A 783-nucleotide genomic window follows, 5' to 3' on the forward strand; every position below is an offset into this window, starting at 1 on the left:
GTGGGCGGATCGGTACGGCTGGGCGCCGTTGCGTCAGGCTTCCATCGTGCGGCACACGCCAGGCCCCCTGCCCGACCCCTCGTACGCGACCGCGTGCCGCGAGTGCACGGCGCCCGACCCCGGAGGCGGCTACCGGCCCGTCGAGGTACCCGGGATCTTCCGTACGCGCGGTGGGTCGGTGAGGATGGGATCATGACCGTTCTCGGTGCCGTGAGCCTGCCCCAACTGCCGCCCGAGCGGCTGCGTGACCTTGCCCACGTGGCCGATGACGCGGGGCTTGAGGAGCTGTGGCTCTGGGAGGACTGTTTCTGGGGGAGCGGCATCGCCACCGCGTCCGCCGTGCTCGGATGGACCGGTCGGCTTCGGGTGGGAGTCGGGCTGCTGCCCGTGCCGCTGCGCAACGTCGCCCTGGCGGCGATGGAGATCGCGACGCTGCACCGGCTCTTCCCCGGGCGCGCGGCGATCGGCGTCGGTCACGGCGTCCAGGACTGGATGGCGCAGGTCGGCGCTAGGGCCGAGTCGCCCGTGACCCTCATGCGCGAGCATCTCGCCGCTCTGCGCGCGCTGCTCGACGGTGCGGAGGTCACCGTCGACGGGCGCTACGTCCACCTCGACCAGGTCAAGCTGGACTGGCCGCCCGGGACGCCTCCGCCGATCCTCGCGGGCGCGACCGGGCCGCGCTCGCTCCGGCTGTGCGGCGAGGCCGCCGACGGCACGATCCTCACCGCGGGCACGACGCCGGACGGGATACGAGCGGCCCGCCGGCTCGTCGACGAGGGCCGC

General features: G+C 74.2%; 2 protein-coding genes. Both read left to right on the top strand.

What is annotated here, in order from left to right; genetic code table 11:
• The coding region (locus ACFFNX_RS47220; protein ID WP_378212938.1) for a hypothetical protein at positions 1-196 on the top strand (196 nt) is incomplete at its 5' end.
• Positions 193-783: LLM class flavin-dependent oxidoreductase (locus ACFFNX_RS47225; protein ID WP_378212939.1), on the top strand; the 591-nt coding region annotated here is incomplete at its 3' end. The genes ACFFNX_RS47220 and ACFFNX_RS47225, both read left to right, overlap by 4 nt.

The organism is Actinoallomurus acaciae (assembly GCF_042429965.1).
In the GTDB taxonomy this organism is placed as follows: Bacteria; Actinomycetota; Actinomycetes; order Streptosporangiales; family Streptosporangiaceae; genus Actinoallomurus; species Actinoallomurus acaciae.